This window comes from Paenibacillus massiliensis subsp. panacisoli DSM 21345 (assembly GCF_000426545.1).
Taxonomy (GTDB): domain Bacteria; phylum Bacillota; class Bacilli; order Paenibacillales; family Paenibacillaceae; genus Paenibacillus; species Paenibacillus panacisoli.
Genome location: NZ_AUFO01000007.1, coordinates 265,591 through 283,064, shown reverse-complemented (window position 1 = coordinate 283,064; position 17,474 = coordinate 265,591). Strand labels below are relative to the sequence as shown.

The following is a 17,474-nucleotide window of genomic DNA, read 5'->3' as shown; positions in this document are numbered from 1 at the left end:
CATATGTGCGGATACATGCCAGTCATGCTATAATATGCTTCTGGAGGGGTGAAACGGATGGCCAGAAGACGTAAGAAAAAGAAATCCATATTAGGCAGTGTACTCAAGTATGAAATCTATGGTATCGTGCTAATTACCTTATCTGTAATAGCATTATCCGGAGAAGCCGCTGTAGGCCGCTCTCTGTCCAAAATGTTCGGTTTGGTGCTCGGCAAATTCTATTTTGTGATCCCTCTCATCGGCATTTTCATCGGGTTAATGGTCATGATTAATCGCAAGTGGCCTCATCAATGGAACACAAGAAGAAGTGGTGTGGTTCTGCTGGTGTGTGCTCTCACACTGATGAGTGCAATCTCGTCCATGGAACAGCGTCTGGGACCGATTCAGGCGCTTGAGCCTGGAAATGTGATGAGTCAAATACATACGGATATGAATACGGAGCTGCTTGCTCCAAGGCCAGCAGATGATGGCTCAATGCTCAATAAAGAGATTAGCGGAGGCTACGTTGGGGCTCTTCAACTGACACTTCTGCTATGGTTGTTCGGTTTGACTGGCGCAAAGCTGGTGATGCTTGTGATGTTCGTCATTTCCTTCATGCTAATAACACAGCTTTCCTATGTGGATCTGGCAAAGTTCGTACGGACTCGCATGCGCAAGGTAGGGGGAGCATTGCAACACAAGTGGAATGAGCGGCAAGGTCCCCTTGCCGCCACTCGCGCGCGTGCAGCGAATGGAAAAATCAAGGCGGAGCCCATACCGGATTATGACGATCTGGAGGAGGATTTTGAAGAGCTTGAAATGCCGAAGAAGCGTCAGCCGCTATTCTTTCAGCTGTTCGGCAACAAGACAGCACCTGCTGAAGACAAGTCTGATGCTACTGATTCTACAGATGAGGATATATATGTAGCAGGGCGAGATGATATGCCGGAGGTAGTTGAAGAGTCTGATAATAGCAAGAATGCTCAGCAGCCAAGTAGTTCCCCAATTATCCGCAATTTCTTCGAGCAGGTACGAAGTGAGGAAGACCCACTTGATGAGGATCTTCAGGAGGATAGCTATGCGGGGCGTTCGCCGAACCAGCCGGGTAGTCATGCCCCGCTGTCTGATTTAGAGAGAGAGCCGTATACTACCTTGGATAGTACCCTGGCAAATACGGACAGCCAAGCACATGTAGGTAATGTGTCTGCTCAGAATGGCATGATTCAGCACCCACTCGATGAGGAATTTGGGGACGAGGAGCTGCCACTGCCAGAAGAGCAATTAGCTTCTGAGACTGTTGCTCAGTCAGAGGAAGGTGCAGGGAATGGGGTAACGGCAACAGGGGCAACGGTGGTCGACCAACAGCCGCAGCCCAAGCCTTACCGATTGCCTCCACTAAAGCTACTTGATCGACCAGCGGGTTCAGGCAATGCGGGTGATCAGAATGATTATATGCAGACGGCACGCAAGCTGGAAGCTACGCTTGAGAGCTTTGGTGTACGAGCCAAGGTACTGGAGGTAGTTCGAGGCCCAGCGGTGACACGCTATGAGATTCAACCGGATATTGGTGTAAAGGTAAGTCGAATCGTGAACTTGACCGATGATATTGCCCTGGCATTGGCTGCCAAAGATATTCGGATGGAGGCACCGATTCCGGGGAAATCGGCTATTGGTATCGAGGTGCCTAATAGCGAGGTCTCGGTTGTTACAATGCGTGAGGTTATGGAAACGAACGTTTTCAGGGAAGCCGAGTCGAAGCTATCGATTGCATTTGGACGGGATATTGCCGGACAGACGATTGTAGGCAACCTCGCGAAGATGCCCCATTTGCTGGTAGCTGGTGCGACAGGTTCGGGTAAATCCGTCTGCATTAATGGTATTATTACCAGCATTCTGTATAAGGCCAAGCCTGATGAGGTCAAGTTCCTTATGGTCGATCCGAAGATGGTGGAGCTGAACGTATACAATGGAATCCCTCATTTGATGGCGCCAGTGGTTACCGATCCCAAGCGTGCATCACTTGCTCTTAAGAAGATTGTTGTGGAAATGGAAAAACGTTATGAGCTATTCTCCAAATCGGGAACGCGTAACGTTGAGGGCTATAATCAACTGATGCGTGACAACCCGGCGGCAGTGCTTCCATATATTGTAGTTATCGTGGATGAGCTTGCTGATCTGATGATGGTAGCGGCTGGAGATGTAGAGGATGCTATTGCTCGTCTTGCGCAGATGGCCCGTGCGGCAGGCATTCACTTGATTATTGCTACACAGCGTCCATCCGTTGACGTCATCACTGGTGTTATTAAGGCCAATATTCCTTCACGGATTGCGTTCGGTGTCTCCTCGCAGGTCGATTCACGGACCATTCTAGATATGGGTGGAGCCGAGAAGCTGCTCGGGCGTGGTGATATGCTGTTCATGCCGATGGGAGCCTCTAAGCCTGTCCGTGTTCAGGGCGCATTCCTGAGTGATCAGGAGGTAGAGAACATTGTCAGCTATGTACGAGATCAGGCTGAAGCTGAATACGATGAATCTATCGTTCCTGAGGTTGAGGAGTCATCCATGGAGGGTGAGGAGATTGTGGACGAGCTGTATGAGCAGGCTGTAAACATCATTCTCGAAGCCAAGCAGGCCTCCGTCTCGCTGCTGCAGCGACGTATGAGAATCGGATATACGCGTGCTGCACGACTAATTGACTCTATGGAGGCACGTGGTGTGATTGGTCCCTATGAGGGAAGCAAGCCGCGTGAGGTCCTAATTTCACTGGAGCAATATCAGCAGAACAAGATCAGTTCCTGAATCACATAGGTATGAGACTTGAAACAGATGCATTGTTGAATGACTGAACGTCGAATTTAACACTTTTGAACTAACATTAACAGCGGCTTTCCTTTTTGGAGAGACGCTGTTTTTTTAGTTCATCGAAATTATAAGTTTTTAGCGAAGCGAGACCATTCAATGAGCGCAAGAAAAACTTCAAATAAAGGCGGTCTGTCTTCTGTGAAAGTACGTCAATAGGCGTTTTCTTGTTGTATATCCTGAACTTTCGCAAGGAATTGCCCGAAGAGAGAAGCAATGAATAGCATCTCTGTTAGCTTGTCATAATAAGCGTAGCTATCCTGTTCATTCCACCACAGAAAGGTAGATCACAGCTTATGAGAAAACTGACACTTTGGATATGCGCTTGTGCAATGGTGATATCTACAGCCATCTACGCAGGGATTGTCGATAAGCAAGGCGCCAGCTCAAGCAAGGTAAGTGCTTCTGAGACGGAACAGTTACAGCCTGCTGCTCCTACATTCAGCTCTCAGAGCATCAATTTCGGTTCCTATGGCCAGGATGTCTATGAACTACAGAGCCGCCTTAAGCTTTTGGGCTTTTATCACGGTAAAGTAGATAGTCAGTTTGGCAGCAAAACGTTGAACTCTGTCAAATGGTTTCAAGGTGAGTTTGGCATGAAAGCAGATGGAGTGGTTGGTGCAAAAACGAAGCTGAAACTGGTGAACGCGACCAAGCACTGGAAGCCAACCGAGACGCCTTTGCATAAGAAAAACAATGCAAATGCAGGAGCAGGAGGGCAAGCAGCTGATCCGGGAGACGGTTCACTGAGCTCCGGAAATACCATGGGCATGTCCGAGAACGATCTCAAGATTATGGCTAATGCAGTATACGGTGAATCCCGCGGGGAGCCGTTCGAGGGTCAAGTAGCTGTGGCAGCCGTAATTCTGAATCGTGTCAAGTCGCCTAGCTTCCCAAATACAGCCTCAGGTGTAATCTTTCAGCCAGGAGCCTTCACGGCCGTGGCAGACGGACAAATCTGGCTGGAGCCCAACGAGCAGGCACGCAAGGCGGTACAGCAGGCATTGAATGGCTGGGACCCATCTGGAGGATGCTTGTACTACTTTAACCCACGGACAGCGACTTCCAAATGGATTTGGACCCGTCCGCAGGTGAAGACGATTGGGCAGCATATTTTCTGCATGTAGCTTAGAAGTGCTTCAGTCCGTTGCTAGCCAATGCCCTCGCATGCGTTGAAAGTGAACAATCCACGCCCATGTAATCCTGACATGAGCAACCGGGGCCTGTCTTCGGTTGCTTCTTGTCATTTTCATCGTTTACAATAAAGAGATAGATGTTGCCAATATTTACTGAAATGAAATTGATGCTGCAAAGGGGTTTTGAACTTGACTAAGACGAGTTTTGAGCGAGGCAGCCGCAGGCAACTGCGCATTCATGTGTTACCAACGACACGTTTCAAGACTTTTGCTATATCCTTGTACGCCGGTGTACCTCTCACAGAGGACACGGTAACTAACGTGGCGGTAACGCCCTTCGTGCTTCGCCGCGGAACCTCAAGCTATCCTGAGACCATTCAATTCAGGGAACAGCTCGAACAGCTGTATGGCACGGGCTTCGGCTTTGACATTTACAAGCGGGGCGATTATCAGATCGTGCAGCTTCGAATGGACGCGATAAATGACAGCTTCGTCAGCAGCAGTGAAAGTCTGCTGGATCGCTCTCTGGCCTTCCTTGGAGAAGTGTTGACCAGCCCTGTGCTGGAGAACGGAGCCTTCCGTTCGTCGTATGTACAGCAGGAGAAGGAGACGGTCCGCAAGAAGCTCGAAGCGATCGTGAACGATAAGATACGCTATGCTGGTGAGCGCTGCCTTGAAGAAATGTGCAAGGAGGAGCCGTATCGACTGCATCCACTTGGACAACGTAAGGATCTCGATAATATAGATGCGAGCAGCCTGTACAACAGTTATCAGCAATGGCTGGGGCAAGCCAGTCTGGACCTCTACGTTGTAGGGGATACGAGTCTTGAAGAGGTGGAGTCGTTAGTCGATCGCTACTTCCAGATGGATCGCTCTGCTGCACCGGACTACCGGAAGGAATCATCGCGTGCGGCTACACGCGAGGTGCAGACCGTCGTTGAACGGCTTGATGTGAATCAGGGGAAGCTGAACATGGGCTTCCGCACAGGTATCACATACGATGATCCACGTTATGCCTCTGCCTTGATGTATAATGGCGTGCTTGGTGGTTATCCCCATTCGAAGCTGTTTGTGAATGTGCGCGAACGGGCAAGTCTGGCCTACTATGCTTCATCCCGATATGACGGGCACAAAGGCATTGGTACGATTCAGTCGGGAATTGAGATTCCTAATTACGAGCAGGCAGTCAAGATTATTCGTCAGCAGCTGGATGATATGCGTAGTGGCAATATCAGTGAACTTGAGATGTCACAGACGAAGGCGATGATCCGTAACCTGCTGAAGGAAACGCAGGATTCCGCCTTTGAGATGATATCGTATGATTTCAACAGACAATTGTCGGGCAAGGATCGCTCGGTTGATGAGCTACTGGCACAGATCGAGGCTGTTACCGTGCAGGACGTGCAGGATGCGGCTGACACGTTTCATCTGGACACCATTTACTTTTTGCGAGACCAGAAGGAGGAATAGACGTGCAGAGCATACCTTACGAGCATTTGCAGGAGACGCTGTATCATGAGGTCATGGATAACGGACTTCAGGTATATGTGCTGCCCAAGCCAGGTTTTCAGAAGACATTCGCAACGTTTGCGACAAAATATGGCTCGGTGGATAATCATTTTCGAGTAAAAGGGCAAGAGCATCAGGTCCCGGACGGCATTGCCCACTTCCTGGAGCACAAAATGTTCGAGGAGCCTGAGGGTGATATTTTCGCTACATTCTCCTCCAACGGGGCATCCGCGAATGCATTTACAAGCTTTGATCAGACCGTGTATCTGTTCTCGGCGACGGAGCGTATCTATGATAATTTGGAGACGCTCGTTAATTTCGTTCAGCATCCTTATTTTACCGATGAGAATGTCAACAAGGAGAAGGGCATCATCAGTCAGGAAATCAATATGTACAATGATAATCCGGACTGGCGAAGCTACTTTGGACTGATTGAGGCATTGTACTCGAAGCATCCGGTGCATATCGATATTGCGGGTACGGTGGAGTCAATTAATACGATTACGAAGGAGACGCTCTACGAATGCTATCATGCCTTCTATCACCCGAGCAACATGCTGTTATTCGTAGTAGGTGGTGTGGAGCCTGAGAAAGTATTCGAGCTTGTACGCAACAATCAGAGCGCCAAAACTTACGAGCCGCAAGGCGAAATTGATCGTCTGTTCGAGCCGGAACCGTCTACGGTGGCAAATCCGCGCAAGGAAATGAAGCTGGCAGTTTCTTTGCCCAAGTGCTTGTTCGGCTTCAAAGAGACCCGCCTTGGCCTGACAGGCGAGTCGCTGCTCCGACATGATCTGGAGAGCAAGCTGATGCTGGATATGCTCTTTGGCACCAGTACACAGTTATATCAGAAGCTGTATGATGAGGGCTTAATCTCGGATAGCTTCGGACATGAGTATAACAGCTCTCCTCAGTATGCTTTCTCGGCGATTGGTGGCGATACGAAGGACCCTGACCAGCTATTGGCCCGTATCCGCGAGGAAGTCGAGGCGATCAAGCCAAAGGGCTTCGAGGAGGCTCATTTTGAACGTGCCCGGAAAAAGAGAATTGGCGGATATTTACGCATGCTGAATTCGCCCGAAAATATTGCACACGAATTCACCAGACATCGTTTCAGAGGTAGCGATCTATTTGAGGTGCTGCCAGTCTATGAGAGTATTACCTTAGAGGACGTCAATCGCAGACTGCAGGAGCATCTGGATTGGAATCAAATGGCAGTATCTCTGGTGGTGAGTCCTTAAGGTGGAGAGGGAGACCGGAGCAGAGCAAAAAGCATTAGCATCCATGACGGTTCTCGTCACGGGCGCAAGCCGGGGGATTGGTGCAGCCATAGCGGAGCGATTCGCCTCGGTTGGCATGAAGGTCGTTATTCATTATCGCAATTCTCATGAAGCGGCCAATGAAGTAGCTCGTCGCTGTATGACGTATCCAGGGCAAGCAATGACCGTAGCTGCCGATCTGTGCAATCATGAGCAGATCAAGCGTATGTATGAGAAGCTGGAGAATCACGGCATGAAGCCGGATATCGTGGTGAACAATGCGGGAATATCGCATTATGGTATGCTGCAAGACATATCCGAGCAGGAGTGGGACCGCGTGATGGCGGTAAATGTAAAAAGTATATTTCTATGTACACAGACGTTCCTCCCGCATATGATCCGTCAGAAATACGGGCGTATTATCAATGTATCCTCCATCTGGGGGCTGACGGGTGCCTCTTGTGAGGTGCTGTATTCCGCCACGAAGGGAGCGGTCAACGCGTTCACCAAAGCGCTGGCCAAGGAGACTGCGCGCTCTGGCGTGACGGTCAACGCTGTTGCACCGGGAGCAGTCGATACCTCTATGCTGGAGCATCTGAGCCACGAGGAATTAAGCGAACTGGAGGAAGAGATCCCTGCCGGGCGTCTTGCTACACCAGACGAGATATCGTCACTTGTGTACTTTCTGGCTCTGCCTGAATCGGGATACATCAATGGTCAGATTATTAGCCCGAATGGTGGCTGGCTGACCTGACATGATTTCATCACAAGTCGCGGATTTTTGAGCTTCAGGCAGTATAGAGAACGGGCTGACAGCGCATATTACAATTGTCCATCCCAATTATAACTGCCTGTAAGGAGGAATCCGAGATGTCGTCAGTACTCAAAAATTTTGATAGCTGGAAGAAGTTCCTTGGCCAACGTGTAGAACAGGCCGAGAAAATGGGGATCAGTCAGGACACGATTGCCGAGCTTGCTTTTGAAATCGGTGAGTTCCTGGATGAAAAGGTAGACCCGTCCAACTATTCCAACCGTGCCTTGAAGGAGCTGTGGGAGGTTGCGGACGAGGATGAGCGTCACACCATTGCCAGATGCATGGTGAAGCTTGCCAAGCTGAACGCTTAAGCCGAAGTAGCAGTAATTGCAGATAAAGCTCCCTGTAAGGGGGCTTTTCTGCCTAAATGTACATGCTGTGGGCATGTAAGCGTCTAGCAGGCTTGCAACAGACGGCATCAGCAGGAGGCTGTCTTTAATAGTTACACGACTGTTCTTGTTTTTTGAATCTTTTTTATATATCATAAACTTGACTCTTTTGTCCGTGGAGACTAAGGAATAGGTTTTCTATGACGAAATTCGATATTTGATGTCGATATGTGTTAGAATATAGGTTTGAATGAGGTGTCAATGTGACGGAAACCAAGCAATGGTACATGGAATATAAAATACATAAAAATCGCCCGGGGCTGCTCGGGGATATTGCTTCCATGCTAGGGATGCTCGAGGTGAACATTATCACCATCAATGGGGTGGAAGGTCAGCGTAGAGGTATGTTGCTGGAATCCGATGATGATGAGAAGATCCGAATTCTGGGAGAAATGCTGCAAAAGGCTAACAATATTACGATTACAGCCTTTCGCCCACCGAAGCTGGTGGATATTCTCGCTGTACGCCATGGTCGATACATTGATCGTGATTCGGATGATCGCAAGACTTTTCGTTTTACTCGCGATGAGCTTGGGTTATTGGTCGACTTTTTGGGTGAAGTATTTAAAAGGGATGGCAATCAGGTTATCGGGCTACGTGGCATGCCTAGAGTAGGCAAGACCGAATCCATTATTGCAAGCAGCGTCTGTGCCATGAAGCGATGGACTTTCGTATCCTCTACCTTGCTTCGTCAGACCGTAAGAAGCCAGCTTTCTGAGGAAGAGATGAATCCCAACAATGTGTTTATCATTGATGGCATTGTAAGCACAATCCGTTCCAATGAGAAGCATTACAATCTCCTGCAGGAGATTATGAGTATGCGCAGTACGAAGGTTATTGAGCATCCGGACATTTTTGTGCGTGAATCCGGCTACAGCTTCGATGATTTTGATATTATTATTGAGTTGCGGAACAATCCGAATGAGGAAATCATTTACGATACATTTACTACAAGTTATACGGATGATCTATAATATTGCGTAATGAACGAGGAGATGATGGCATGTCTGAACTGGGTCAACAACTTAGAGAGGCCCGGCTGCAAAAAGGGTTGAGCCTGGATGATGTCCAGGAAATGACCAAAATTCGTAAAAGGTATCTCGAAGCGATCGAGGCTGGAGATTATAAGGTATTGCCAGGGACCTTTTATGTGCGGGCTTTCATTAAGACCTATGCGGAGACGGTAGGTCTGAACCCTGATGAGCTGATGGAAGGTCATAAGAAGGATGTCCCTGCCAGCGAGCCGGAAACTGTGATGGAGCCAGTGATGCAGAAGCGCTCCAATCGTTCAAATGGAAGTGAAAGAAGCATCAAACGTCTGTCTTCCATATTGTTATGGCTTTTCCCGATTCTGATCGTGGTGCTGATCTATGGGTATGTTAACTCTCTTAACAAGAACAATGCGGATGAGCCGCCAGCCGCACCTGCAACAGAACAAAATCCTCCTCCTACAGAGCAGACTCCATCTACCTCTACACCTGGGCAAAATGGTGGCAGCACTGAGCCGGGGCAAGGAACGACGCCTGGGGAGACGAATGAGCCTGGAGGCGGTACGGGTGCGGAGGATGGGTCCACTACACCCAATGACGATGAGCCAGAAACCTCAACTCCAACAGGAGTTACTGTAACTGAGGATGGTAAGGCTGGGAGTACGACGATCTTTAAGGTATCTGGTGCAGAGGGTACTCCGGTGAAGGTTGAAATTAATGCAACTGGCCATAGCTGGCTCGAGGTATACAAGGGAGAGAATTCGCGGGGCGAGAAGCTGGAATACGGCAATACGGCAAGCGGTGATTCCTTCTCTTGGGATCTGAGTGCTGAGGGTATGTATATTAAGTCAGGCTACTCCGCGGCCACAGCAATCACGGTTGCTGGACAGCCGATTACGGATGGAAAAGCGACAACGCGCATTCGTCTAGTAATGGATGATTCAGCCGCCAACCCGAGCTCCAATTCCACGACAGACGCAAGCGCTGATTCTGAAGCGGATGCTTCCGATTCCAACAATTAAGGGAAATAAGCTTTAGGATCATAGCCGAATGTGAGCTAGTTGAAGGATCAAGGATGAGTAGTAGTTCACGCATATAGCCAGTGCCTTCTGGAGATACTATGACTGTCTACAGACAGGTAGTCATTAGACTCCGACTGAAGGAGGTGCATCAGCTTGACCGTTAGCTGGATCGTAACAGGACTGGGTATTATAGTCAGCCTATTAGGTTATTATCTGACACCAAATGCTTGGGGATATGGCATTTTGGGCTTTGGTCTGGCACATATCGTGCTCGGGATATTGGATATGTTCAGACGTCCCATCGAAAGCCGTTCCTAAGGCAAGCGTATGTACGAGTTGGATAAGTGCATAGCAAAAGGTATTCTGGTTCATTGCCAGAATACCTTTTTCGTGTGGTTGGTTAGGTGCAGGTGATTGCGGGATTAGACAGGGCTTCCTTTTTTACATATAATACAATTGAAATGGTTGGAAAGGATGATACATATGGCTTCTGAACACTCTTTTGATATCGTTAGTAAAATGGAGATGCAGGAACTGACGAACGCTGTTCATCAGACGGAACGTGAGATTGAGACTCGCTTTGATTTTAAAGGCAGCAAGAGCGATCTTAGCCTGGAGAAGGATGCATTGGTTATCACTTCGGATGATGATTATAAGCTGAACGCTGTGCTGGATATTCTGAAATCAAAGATGATCAAGCGCGGACTGGCAGTGAAGAACATCGACTATGGAAAGATTGAGCCTGCTTCTATGGGGACGGTTCGCCAGAAGCTAAGCTTCAAGCAAGGTGTTGACCAGGAGAATGCCAAGAAGATCAATATTCTTATTCGTGATTCGAAGCTCAAGGTTAAGAGCCAGATTCAGGGCGATCAGATTCGTGTGACAGGCAAAAGCAGAGATGATCTTCAATCGGTCATGCAGCTATTACGCGGGGCTGAGCATCTGTCGTTGGATCTGCAATTTACGAATTTCAAATGATGATAAATACACCCTTTGGAATCAAGCGGGCAAAGTGGCTCAGCTTACTCCAAAGGGTGTATTTTTTAATAGTGATACTTACTATAGATATGACTTCAACTATGTTATCCTATAAGCCTATTTGGCAAAGAAGCTCAAGGTTCCGGTGCTTTCATCTGCACTAACGAACATGCTTCGCCCTTGTATCCTGTGGATGCCTTCCGGTGATTCACCTGCAGTAGGGATGAGACCCATATAGCTCGGCTCGGCTGGATTGTTCAGATTGAAGAACAAAATGGCATCTGCTCGTTCTGAGGCTACTGCAGCTATCGTCACGCCGTCTACGTCAGCAATGGTTACATTCTCAACCTCACTGCCCTTGTTCGGACTGCGATCGTCCGGATACAGTCCTACTTTGGCGGTGGCCTCATCAATGAGGTTCTGGCTGTCGTATATACGTTGGCCTTGCAAATTCCAGACTGCAATGTTGCGTCCGCCCGCCTTGACTCCATCCTTAAATTCATTCTTCCCGAGATCGCCTTCATTCGCGGTCAGTACATACTGGCCATCTGCCGTAAAGGCAATGCCATCCGGTTCATAACGTGCAGTCAGCGCATCAGTGAAGTGTACGACGCCATCATCCTCTAGATCTGCTGAATGCGAGGTCGTCCCCAAAGAAAAGACATGGCTGAGCTGCTTGGTACGTAAATCAACCAGGGCAATTACATTATTCTCCTGGAGAGTCACAGCAGCCGTTGTGCTGTCTGGGCTAATCGCTACATACTCCGGCTGGGGATCATGCGGATAAATGGCTCCAGGTACTTCAGCAAGCGAGACAGGGATATCCGTAACTTCACCATGCAGGACATCGCCGCCTGGGAAGCTCACGATCATAATGCTGCCAGGTCTCTTAGCATTTGCGTAGTCGATCTCATCTGCTTCCTTATTGAGCTCTTCATCCTCGATCGCAATTACAGCGTGCTGTCCATCCGGTGAGAGTGCGATGGAATCGGGGCCAATCCCGAGCTCATAGGTTTTGACTGTAGTATACGTAGACAGATCTACGACAGCGAGCAAGCCTTTGTTAGCGTTAAGATCCGTGTCTCCAGTACGAAGCACAGCAAGTCCATACTGCCCGTCCTTGGAGACGGTGACACTGGTTACCTCTGCAGCAGGAGACAACTCGTGGAAGCTGATGGTCTTCAAGACACGAACCTGCTTCAGATCTGCGATGTCCAGCACACTGATGCTTCCCATATCCGCTTCGGTTACGAGCAGGCGGTTGCCATCGGGTGTGGAGGCAGCAATCTCCGCTTTATTCCCTGGCATCTGGAAGGAAGCTGCCAGCTCGAATCCGGTTTTGTTCTGCGCTTTCAACACAGCGTCTTGCATGAGAGAGAACGTATTGCCGGAAATATAGGTCTTGCCATTAGACAAATAAGTGCTGCTGTCAAGGCTCACAGAGCTGCCGTTAATCGTGGCTTTGCCTGATCCCACTTGAAGGCTGGCATTCAGTCCCTCAGCTTGGATATCCACCTGCTTGGTGCGAGGATTCCATTGTACTTTCCCTTGCATATTCTGGATAACTGTACGTAGCTGCACAGCCTCTGCGGCATCTGCTGCATGCGTGGATAGAGGATTACTTGCTACTCCACCAGCTAGAATTGCCGCCGTGGAGAGCACGGCGAGCCAGGTTTTTTTCTTGTTCAACGTAACAGATTCCCCTTTCATGATCAGGTCCTTATTCTAGCTCATGGCGGTATATCTGCTTTAGTATAGAAAAAGTTCGTAATTGCAAAGTAAACGTAAGTCGAGATTTGTGTAAATCAATACATGAAAATTATTCCAAGTAGACGAATGTGTAATCACAAATGCAGGAGATGATATGATCCGAGATGTTTTTTACAGACGGTGCATAAAGAAAATTCTTTGAGAAATATAGAACCTGCCAAATAAATACATCTTTTACCAAATGGCGTGATATAGTAGAAGAATCAAAACTCTTTGCTTGAGAATAGTCATCGTTCTCTATTTTAGTCTGAATACTAAACCTAGGATGTGAGTATGCACTGTGAACAGCAAGGTACGCTTCAACGAAGGCTGGACATTCGCCAAGAGCAGTCTGGGTACAACCGATTGGAATGCATTGAATTTCGAACAGGTAGACATTCCCCATGATTGGCTCATCTACAATACCCAAGAGCTCTATGAGGACAGCATTGGCTGGTATCGCAAGGTAATATCATGGAGCCCGGACTGGGATGGGCAAGAGCTCGTTCTGTGCTTCGATGGGGTCTATATGGACTCATATGTATACGTCAACGGCAAGGTTGTAGGAGAGTGGAAATATGGCTATTCGGCATTTGAGCATGTGATCTCGGATGCACTCGTCCAAGGGGACAACGAGCTTGTAGTCAAAGTCGTACATCAGGCGCCTAGTAGCCGCTGGTATTCGGGTGCAGGCATCTATCGCAACGTCTGGCTGAAGACCAGAGGGCCAAGCCACATTGTAACGGATGGCATCTATGTGTCTACCAAGCAGGAGGACCCGTTCTGGCAACTGAATATAGAGACAGAGCTCAGGCTTAGTCATGCCGTTCAACTGACGCATACGCTATGGCAGGCCGGGCAGGCGGTTGCAGCTATACAAAATCCTATCGCGCAAGGCGAGCTGATAGATGCACAGACCAGTCCAGTCATTACCAGTCAGCTAACCATGCAGGTACAATGCCCATTACTGTGGAGCCCGGATACACCGCATTTGTATCAGCTTGTCACTACAATTCACAGGTTGCCTTCTCAGGCGATTAACGGGCAGTTACATGCTGGTCAGGCCGAGGTTATGACGCAGGGAGTGACCTCTGACCTAGAGCTGCTGGAGACGATTAGCCAGTCTATCGGCTTTCGTGATATCGTGCTTGATCCTGAGCAGGGACTCTTGCTCAATGGGAAGCCAATGAAGCTGAATGGTGTATGCGAGCATCATGATCTGGGTGCGCTGGGGGCAGCCTTCAATAAGGCGGCGCTGCTAGGAAGAATGCGGTTGCTGAAGGAGATGGGGGCGAATGCTATCCGGACCGCACATAACATGCCAGCCAAGGAGCTTATGGAGCTGACGGATGAACTGGGCCTGCTCGTCGTGTCGGAGGCCTTCGATATGTGGGAGCGTCCGAAGACGCCTTATGACTACGCCAGATTCTTTGGGGAGTGGGCAGAACGGGATGTCAGGAGCTGGATTCGACGAGACCGTAACCATCCGAGTCTGATGCTGTGGAGCATCGGTAATGAAATCTATGATACGCATGCGGATGAGCGAGGGCAGGAGATTACACTCAGACTGATGGAGTATGTGCAGCAGCATGATCCACGGAAAAATGCAAGCGTAACCATTGGGTCGAACTATATGCCGTGGGAGAATGCCCGCAAATGTGCTGATCTTGTCAAAGTGGCTGGCTATAACTATGGCGATAAATACTACGCTGCCCATCATCTACAGTATCCCGACTGGATCATCTATGGTAGTGAGACAGCTTCCGTCGTATCCAGTAGAGGGGTGTATCATTTCCCGTATGAGCAATCCATTCTTACGGAAGACGACAGACAGTGCTCTTCGCTGGGCAACAGCCCTACAAGTTGGGGAGCTAGGTCAGCCGAGGCTTGCATTCTGGCTGAGCGGGACACTCCCTTCTCGCTGGGCCAATTCATATGGACAGGCTTCGACTATATTGGTGAACCTACCCCATACCATACGAAGAGCTCCTATTTCGGACAGCTGGATACAGCTACTTTCAAGAAGGATGCCTACTTTATTTATCAAGCTGCATGGACGGATTATCGGACGAACCCCATGGTTCACCTGCTTCCTTACTGGGATTTCAATCCTGGTCAGATGATCGATGTTCGTGTTTGCTCCAATGCACCTAAGGTCGAGCTGCGTCTGAACGGAAGAAGCTTGGGTATCCACTACATTGACCATACTCATGGACATGAGCTGCTCGGCTGGTGGAAGGTTCCATATGAACCGGGAGAACTGGTGGCTATTGCATATGACGACAACGGGCGTGTACTTGCTACAGACACAAGAGCCTCCTTCGGAGATCCTGAACGTATTGTCTTGCATGCTGATTCCAAGTCGATGTTGGCTAACGGTACCGATCTGATCTTTGTTGAGATTGCCATGAAAGATGGTAACGGACGTATTGTAGAAAATGCCAACAATCGCATCCACGTAGAGGTAACAGGGGCAGGTCGGCTGCTGGGACTCGACAATGGGGATAGTACAGACTATGACCCTTACAAAGGAAGGAGCAGACGGCTGTTCAGCGGCAAGGTAATGGCGATCATAGGATCAACTCTACACGCTGGGTCAATTCAGCTTCGTGTATCATCACCAGGCTTGCCTACTGCGTCTATACTGCTCGACACCGTAGTAGCTGTCGAGTCAGGCGAGCTAGGTAGAATCGACGCGCAACAGCGAAATGAAGATCTGCCAATCGTGACGGGATGCAAGGATGAAATTCTTGTTCGTAAAATCGAGCTGATCAGCGAGGGAGGGCAGCAGCTTGATCCAATGACTCGAGCAGTGATCGTCCGCGCCGAGCTCCATCCCCCACATGCCACCTATCCTGAATTGGAATGGTCTGTCGTCAATGAAGCCGGAATTGTGTCTAACATGGCTCGCATCGTCCCGGCGGAGAATAGTGCGACTGTTATCGCAATCGGAGATGGGGATTTCCGCGTACGTTGTACTAGTCGTAATGGGACAGAGCACATCAGGCTTATGTCACAGCTGGAATTCACGGGGACAGGATTGGGACCCGCTTTCAAGAATCCCTATGAATTCATTTCTGCAGGACTTTATGATTACAGCCAAGGCGATCTCAGCAATGGTAACGAGAAGGGGGTTGCGACTAGCCGCGACGGAGAGACACAGGTGGGCTTTCATGAGCTGGATTTCGGTCCGCTCGGAGCAGATACGATTACGATCCCCATCTTTGCTCTGTCAAGTGAGCCTTATGCATTGCAAATATGGGAGGGTATACCTGGTGAAGCGGGCAGCACGATGCTGGCCGATGTCATCTATCAAAAGGAATCACGCTGGAACGTGTATCAGGAGGAGACATATGTGCTGTCCCAGCCGCTGCGGGGAATTACGTCGGTCTGCTTCGTATTGCAGGAGAAGGTCCATATCAAGGGCTTCTCCTTCGAGCCAATCAATCGGGCTTTTGCGCGCCATACGGCAGCCGCTAGTGATCACATCTATGGCGATACCTTTACAGTCACAGGGGATTTTGTTGAGGGCATAGGCAATAATGTTTCCTTGGAATATTTGCATATGGATTTTCAGGAGGAGGGAGCAGACCAGCTTATTCTCTATGGTCGATCTTCAATTGATAAGAATACATTACATCTGCGGTTTCATGATGGGAATCAGGAGCATCGTCAATTGGTGGAGTTCCATCAATCGGATGATTACACAGAACGGATGTTTCAGCTGGAGCCGATTCGGGGCATGCAGAAGGTCACCTTTCTCTTTTTGCCTGGTAGTCAGTTTGACTTCGGCTGGTTCCAATTCCGGCGCTCCGCAGGAAGAGATTCGGTATAGATTTACACGCAACTGTAAGAGGGAGGCTGCACATGAGGCTTACGGTTCAGGACGTCATTCAACGACTAGTAGAGCCGACGGCAGGATGGGAAGGGATGGCACAACACGATCAGAACGTAGATGGATTGCTAACTGGTACACCAGATACATTTGTAAGGGGAATAGCGGTTACCTTTTGTGCATCTCATGACGTGATACAACGAGCTCTGGAGCTTGATGCCAATCTGTTGATTACACATGAAGGTATCTATTATAGTCATCGAATACAGGCTTCGGCTGAACTGATTGGAGATCCCGTATACAAAGCCAAGCAGGAGTTGATCCATTCGTCGGGGATTGTTATTTATCGCCATCACGATGCTCCACATCGATATAGCCCTGATATCATAACGCATAGCTTGGTGACGGCTCTTGATTGGGAAGCCTATGTCATCTCGGCGATGTCGACCTCAACGATCGTGCTGTTACCTGAAGCAGTACCAGTAGCAGTACTAGCGAATCTGATCAAGAAAAAGCTGCATTTACCATATCTTCGGTATATTGGCGATCATGAGTCCCTCTGCCGTCGCATTGGCATTACTGTGGGATACAGAGGTAGTGGTGCGCATGCGATTCCACTTTTTCAGGCTGAGGGGGTGGAGCTGCTCATGATCGGTGAAGGTCCCGAATGGGAGACACCGGAGTATGTTGGGGACAGTATTGCTCAGGGCATGGGGAAGGTCCTGTTCCTACTAGGGCATGCTGTCAGTGAGGGTCCAGGGATGGAAGCGATTGCCAGAGGGCTACAAGATGACTTTCCGGATGTCCCGGTCCATTATATACCATCTTGCTATAGTATTCAGGTGTTATAGCCAAGTGAAGCTGCGCTGTATAAGTGAAACCAGGGATATCGTGCTACAAGTGATCTGTAATGAAGCTGTGCGAGCGTAACTGGGCCAGCAGATGAGATTGTATTC

At 49.1% G+C, this 17,474-nt stretch carries 13 protein-coding genes; 12 read left to right on the top strand and 1 reads right to left on the bottom strand.

Annotated features, from left to right (window positions below; all coding sequences use genetic code 11):
- Positions 1-57: 57 nt before the first annotated feature.
- The 10 genes from K331_RS0104415 (at position 58) to K331_RS0104370 (ending at position 10,934) form a co-directional block, all read left to right on the top strand.
- Positions 58-2,778 (top strand): FtsK/SpoIIIE family DNA translocase, encoded by a 2,721-nt coding sequence (locus K331_RS0104415; RefSeq protein WP_028589352.1) that lies wholly within the window; start codon positions 58-60, stop codon positions 2,776-2,778.
- Positions 2,779-3,170: 392 nt separating this feature from the next.
- Positions 3,171-3,965, top strand: coding sequence for a spore cortex-lytic enzyme (gene sleB, locus K331_RS0104410; protein WP_404821463.1), 795 nt, complete (start codon positions 3,171-3,173; stop codon positions 3,963-3,965).
- Positions 3,966-4,163: 198 nt separating this feature from the next.
- Positions 4,164-5,444, top strand: a complete 1,281-nt coding sequence (gene yfmF / locus K331_RS0104405) for an EF-P 5-aminopentanol modification-associated protein YfmF (protein ID WP_028589350.1) — start codon at positions 4,164-4,166, stop codon at positions 5,442-5,444.
- 2 nt (positions 5,445-5,446) lie between these two features.
- Positions 5,447-6,724 (top strand): EF-P 5-aminopentanol modification-associated protein YfmH, encoded by a 1,278-nt coding sequence (gene yfmH, locus K331_RS0104400; RefSeq protein WP_028589349.1) that lies wholly within the window; start codon positions 5,447-5,449, stop codon positions 6,722-6,724.
- A 43-nt stretch (positions 6,725-6,767) separates the two neighbouring features.
- The gene (ymfI, locus tag K331_RS0104395; protein ID WP_084165336.1) at positions 6,768-7,496 is read left to right on the top strand and encodes an elongation factor P 5-aminopentanone reductase; all 729 of its coding nucleotides are present in this window, start codon (positions 6,768-6,770) and stop codon (positions 7,494-7,496) included.
- A 116-nt stretch (positions 7,497-7,612) separates the two neighbouring features.
- Complete coding sequence (locus K331_RS0104390; RefSeq protein ID WP_018883339.1) at positions 7,613-7,867, top strand: DUF3243 domain-containing protein; 255 nt, start codon at positions 7,613-7,615, stop codon at positions 7,865-7,867.
- Between the two features lie 305 nt (positions 7,868-8,172).
- A complete protein-coding gene (locus K331_RS0104385) occupies positions 8,173-8,919 on the top strand; it encodes a DUF3388 domain-containing protein (RefSeq protein ID WP_033412136.1) in 747 nt (248 codons plus the stop codon).
- Positions 8,920-8,948: 29 nt separating this feature from the next.
- Positions 8,949-9,956 (top strand): helix-turn-helix domain-containing protein, encoded by a 1,008-nt coding sequence (locus K331_RS0104380; protein ID WP_028589347.1) that lies wholly within the window; start codon positions 8,949-8,951, stop codon positions 9,954-9,956.
- A gap of 153 nt (positions 9,957-10,109) precedes the next feature.
- Positions 10,110-10,274 carry a hypothetical protein gene (locus K331_RS32150; protein ID WP_166653173.1) on the top strand — a complete coding sequence of 55 codons (165 nt, stop codon included), beginning with the start codon at positions 10,110-10,112 and terminating at the stop codon, positions 10,272-10,274.
- Between the two features lie 165 nt (positions 10,275-10,439).
- Positions 10,440-10,934, top strand: coding sequence for a YajQ family cyclic di-GMP-binding protein (locus K331_RS0104370; protein WP_018883335.1), 495 nt, complete (start codon positions 10,440-10,442; stop codon positions 10,932-10,934).
- A gap of 117 nt (positions 10,935-11,051) precedes the next feature.
- On the opposite strand, the gene K331_RS0104365 is transcribed toward K331_RS0104370, so the two are convergent.
- Positions 11,052-12,623 (bottom strand): choice-of-anchor I domain-containing protein, encoded by a 1,572-nt coding sequence (locus K331_RS0104365; protein ID WP_226383530.1) that lies wholly within the window; start codon positions 12,621-12,623, stop codon positions 11,052-11,054.
- Between the two features lie 361 nt (positions 12,624-12,984).
- Between K331_RS0104365 and K331_RS0104360 the strand changes: the two genes are divergently transcribed.
- A complete protein-coding gene (locus tag K331_RS0104360; RefSeq protein ID WP_028589345.1) occupies positions 12,985-16,518 on the top strand; it encodes a glycoside hydrolase family 2 TIM barrel-domain containing protein in 3,534 nt (1,177 codons plus the stop codon).
- Between the two features lie 32 nt (positions 16,519-16,550).
- Entirely contained in the window at positions 16,551-17,369 is an 819-nt protein-coding gene (locus K331_RS0104355; protein ID WP_028589344.1) for a Nif3-like dinuclear metal center hexameric protein, read from the top strand.
- Positions 17,370-17,474: the final 105 nt, after the last annotated feature.

Excerpts from the sequence above, each read along its gene's own strand:
- K331_RS0104415 (WP_028589352.1), top strand. The coding sequence starts at position 58 with ATGGCCAGAAGACGTAAGAAAAAGAAATCCATATTAGGCAGTGTACTC.
- sleB (WP_404821463.1), top strand. The coding sequence starts at position 3,171 with ATGGTGATATCTACAGCCATCTACGCAGGGATTGTCGATAAGCAAGGC.
- ymfI (WP_084165336.1), top strand. The coding sequence starts at position 6,768 with ATGACGGTTCTCGTCACGGGCGCAAGCCGGGGGATTGGTGCAGCCATA.
- K331_RS0104390 (WP_018883339.1), top strand. The coding sequence starts at position 7,613 with ATGTCGTCAGTACTCAAAAATTTTGATAGCTGGAAGAAGTTCCTTGGC.
- K331_RS0104385 (WP_033412136.1), top strand. The coding sequence starts at position 8,173 with ATGGAATATAAAATACATAAAAATCGCCCGGGGCTGCTCGGGGATATT.
- K331_RS0104380 (WP_028589347.1), top strand. The coding sequence starts at position 8,949 with ATGTCTGAACTGGGTCAACAACTTAGAGAGGCCCGGCTGCAAAAAGGG.
- K331_RS0104370 (WP_018883335.1), top strand. The coding sequence starts at position 10,440 with ATGGCTTCTGAACACTCTTTTGATATCGTTAGTAAAATGGAGATGCAG.
- K331_RS0104355 (WP_028589344.1), top strand. The coding sequence starts at position 16,551 with ATGAGGCTTACGGTTCAGGACGTCATTCAACGACTAGTAGAGCCGACG.